The following is a 3,532-nucleotide window of genomic DNA, read 5'->3' as shown; positions in this document are numbered from 1 at the left end:
CGTGACCGGTCGCTGAGCGGGCGGGCGGGCGCGGGTCAGCGGGGGGAGGGCGCGTACGTGCCGAAGCTCCAGACGTTGCCCTCGTGGTCCCGCGCCATGTAGTCCCGCGACCCGTAGTCCTGGTCGGTCGGCGGCATCAGGATCTCCACGCCGTGCTCCACGGCCTGCCGGTGGTGCGCGTCGGGGTCGTCCACCACCACGTACACCCCGCTGGGGCCGCCGGCGCCCACCGCCCTGTCGAACTCGCTGCCGGTGCCCTTCGAGCCCAGCATCACCAGTCCGTTCCCCTGGGCCAGCTCCGCGTGCACCACCCTGCCGTCCTCGCCCTCGTAGACCGCGACCTCCCGGAAGCCCAGCCCCTCGGTCAGCAGCCGGACGGCGGCCTTGGCGTCGTCGTACAGCAGGGTGGGGTAGACGGTCGGGGCGTCGTCGCTGCCGGGCATGCGGATCACGTCCTCTCGAAGCCTGTACGGGCAGTCTGGCACCCGCCACCGACAGCGGCAGCCCGGCCGCGGCCCCGGGGGACCGTGCTGCCGGATCCGGCGCGTCAATCGGGTTGCGGGCCCCGATACACTTGGCGCATGGCAACTCTCCATGTGCATTAGGTGGCGTAGCGCGCGTTCCGCCCCGTCCTTGCCGTCTTCCGCCCTGCCCTGGAGAACTTCCGTGATCACCGCCACCGGCCTGGAGCTGCGCGCCGGCGCCCGCGTCCTCCTCGAATCCGCCACCTTCCGCGTCGCCAAGGGCGACCGCATCGGCCTCGTCGGGCGCAACGGCGCCGGCAAGACCACCCTCACCAAGGTCCTGGCCGGCGAGGGCCAGCCCGCCGCCGGCGCCGTCGCCCGCGGCAGCACCGTCGGCTACCTGCCGCAGGACCCGCGCACCGGCGACCTCGACGTGCTCGCCCGCGACCGCATCCTGGCCGCCCGCGGCCTGGACGCCGTCATCCGCAAGATGCGTGAGGACGAGGACCGGATGGCGAACGGCAAGGGCGCCACCCGCGAGAAGGCCATGCGGCGCTACGAGCGCATGGAGACCGAGTTCCTGACGAAGGGCGGGTACTCCGCCGAGGCCGAGGCCGCCACCATCGCCGCCAGCCTCGGGCTGCCCGACCGGGTGCTCGGCCAGCCGCTCCATACGCTCTCCGGCGGCCAGCGCCGCCGCGTGGAGCTGGCGCGGATCCTCTTCTCCGACTCCGAGGTCCTGCTGCTGGACGAGCCGACGAACCACCTCGACGCCGACTCCGTCGTCTGGCTGCGGGACTACCTGAAGACGTACCACGGCGGCTTCGTCGTCATCTCCCACGACGAGCAGCTCGTCGAGACCGTCGTCAACAAGGTCTTCTACCTCGACGCCAACCGCGCCCGGATCGACATCTACAACATGGGCTGGCGGCTCTACCAGGCGCAGCGCGAGGCCGACGAGAAGCGCCGCCGCCGCGAGCGCGCCAACGCCGAGAAGAAGGCCGCCGCGCTCAACGCGCAGGCCGACAAGATGCGCGCCAAGGCGACCAAGGCCACCGCCGCGCAGAACATGGCACGCCGCGCCGAGCGGCTGCTCTCCGGGCTCGACGAGCAGCGGCAGGCCGACAAGGTCGCGCGGCTGCGGTTCCCCGACCCGGCCCCGTGCGGCAGGACGCCGCTGACGGCCGACGGCCTCTCCAAGTCGTACGGCTCGCTGGAGGTCTTCACCGACGTGGGCCTCGCCGTCGACAAGGGCTCCCGCGTCGTCATCCTCGGCCTCAACGGCGCGGGGAAGACCACGCTGCTGCGGCTGCTCGCCGGCGTCGAGAAGCCCGACACCGGCGGGGTCACCCCCGGCCACGGCCTCAAGCTCGGCTACTACGCGCAGGAGCACGAGACCCTCGACCCGGACCGCTCGGTGCTGGAGAACATGGCCTCGGCCGCGCCCGACATGGACACCGTCGAGATGCGCAAGGTGCTCGGCTCGTTCCTCTTCTCCGGCGACGACGTCGACAAGCCCGCCCGCGTGCTCTCCGGCGGCGAGAAGACCCGGCTCGCGCTGGCCACCCTCGTCGTCTCCTCCGCCAACGTGCTGCTGCTCGACGAGCCGACCAACAACCTCGACCCGGCCAGCCGCGAGGAGATCCTCGGCGCGCTGCGCACCTTCACCGGCGCCGTCGTCCTCGTCACCCACGACGAGGGGGCGGTGGACGCGCTGGAGCCGGAGCGGATCATCCTGCTGCCGGACGGCGTCGAGGACCTGTGGAACGCGGACTACGCAGACCTGGTAGCGCTTGCTTGATCACCCCCGTCTGGATCATTCGGCTCATGGGTGATCCATCATCTGAGTGAGTGGCGCTCGTACCACGGCGTGGCGCCTGGTCACCGGGCGTGCGGTGCCGGCTACGCGCGCCGTCGCCGCTGCCCTGCCCCGCCGCCGCCCCCTGACCTGCCTAATCACTCGGCAACGCGGTCCCGGAAGGCCCGCGGAGGGGCTCGGAATGCCTGGTTCCGACGGGTCCGCCGGGGAACTGCGGAGAAAACCTCGTGCCGCGGACCTTGCCGAACGGGTGGCCAGGAGGCCATAAAGGGGTGATCATGAGAGTCCAGAGCGCACTTCCGTACGAGGAGGCACGGGTGGCCGAGACTCTGAAGAAGGGCAGCCGGGTTACCGGCGCCGCGCGCGAAAAGCTCGCGGCCGACCTGAAGAAGAAGTACGACTCCGGAGCGAGTATCCGGGCGCTGGCCGAAGAAACCGGCCGCTCCTATGGATTCGTGCACCGGATGCTCAGCGAATCCGGCGTGACCCTTCGCGGTCGCGGCGGAGCGACGCGAGGCAAGAAAGCGTCGTCCTGACGGGACTGCCGCGGCCGCCGTGACCGGCGCCCCGGCCCTGCACAGGCACCCGGCCGGTCCGGTGGACCGGCCGGGTGGTTACTGTTCGGTATATGACAGAGCTGCTGCACAGAGACGGCGTACGACTCGCCCTGGACGGCGAGGACGGCACGCTGGCCACGGTGACCCTCGACCACCCCGCCCGGCGCAACGCGCAGTCGCCCGCCATGTGGCGGGCGCTCGCCGCCGCGGGGCGCGAACTCCCCGGCAGCGTCCGCGTGGTGGTGCTGCGGGCCGAGGGCAAATCCTTCTCCGCCGGACTCGACCGGCAGGCATTCACCCCCGAAGGCTTTGCGGACGAGCCGTCATTCCTTGAGCTGGCCCGCTATTCCGACGGCGACCTCGACGCCGTCATCGCCGAATACCAGGAGGCGTTCACCTGGTGGCGGCGGAATGACATCGTTTCCCTCGCGGCGGTGCAGGGACATGCGATTGGCGCGGGTTTTCAGCTTGCCCTCGCCTGCGACCTCCGGGTGTGCGCGGACGACGCGCAGTTCGCCATGCGGGAGACGTCACTCGGGCTCGTGCCCGACCTCACGGGAACCGGCCCGCTGGTGCAACTCGTCGGATATGCACGGGCGTTGGAGATGTGCGTCACGGGACGCTTCGTACACGCGGCGGAGGCCGAGCGGGTGGGCCTGGCGAACCTCGTCGTCTCCGCCGCGGACCTGGAC

4 protein-coding genes are annotated in these 3,532 nt (G+C 71.4%); 3 read left to right on the top strand and 1 reads right to left on the bottom strand.

The features are described 5' to 3' along the window. Nucleotides 1–35: 35 nt before the first annotated feature. Nucleotides 36–443: a VOC family protein gene (locus H5J30_RS22415; RefSeq protein WP_181789186.1), complete on the bottom strand. Its 408-nt coding sequence runs from the start codon at nt 441–443 to the stop codon at nt 36–38. A 223-nt stretch (nt 444–666) separates the two neighbouring features. Here H5J30_RS22415 and H5J30_RS22410 point away from each other — a divergent pair, with 223 nt between their 5' ends. From H5J30_RS22410 to H5J30_RS22400, 3 genes are all read left to right on the top strand, one after another. Then, complete coding sequence (locus tag H5J30_RS22410) at nt 667–2,265, top strand: ABC-F family ATP-binding cassette domain-containing protein (protein ID WP_181789185.1); 1,599 nt, start codon at nt 667–669, stop codon at nt 2,263–2,265. Between the two features lie 335 nt (nt 2,266–2,600). Beyond that, nucleotides 2,601–2,819 (top strand): helix-turn-helix domain-containing protein, encoded by a 219-nt coding sequence (locus tag H5J30_RS22405; protein WP_026276177.1) that lies wholly within the window; start codon nt 2,601–2,603, stop codon nt 2,817–2,819. 92 nt (nt 2,820–2,911) lie between these two features. Then, the coding region (locus H5J30_RS22400) for an enoyl-CoA hydratase/isomerase family protein (RefSeq protein ID WP_181789184.1) at nt 2,912–3,532 on the top strand (621 nt) is incomplete at its 3' end.

The organism is Streptomyces phytophilus (assembly GCF_013870535.1).
Lineage (GTDB): Bacteria > Actinomycetota > Actinomycetes > Streptomycetales > Streptomycetaceae > Streptomyces > Streptomyces phytophilus.
This window is presented reverse-complemented; position numbering and strand designations above follow the sequence as displayed.

What these genes read in the sequence shown, in the direction of transcription:
- H5J30_RS22415 (WP_181789186.1), bottom strand. Translation starts at nt 443, where the DNA reads ATGCCCGGCAGCGACGACGCCCCGACCGTCTACCCCACCCTGCTGTAC.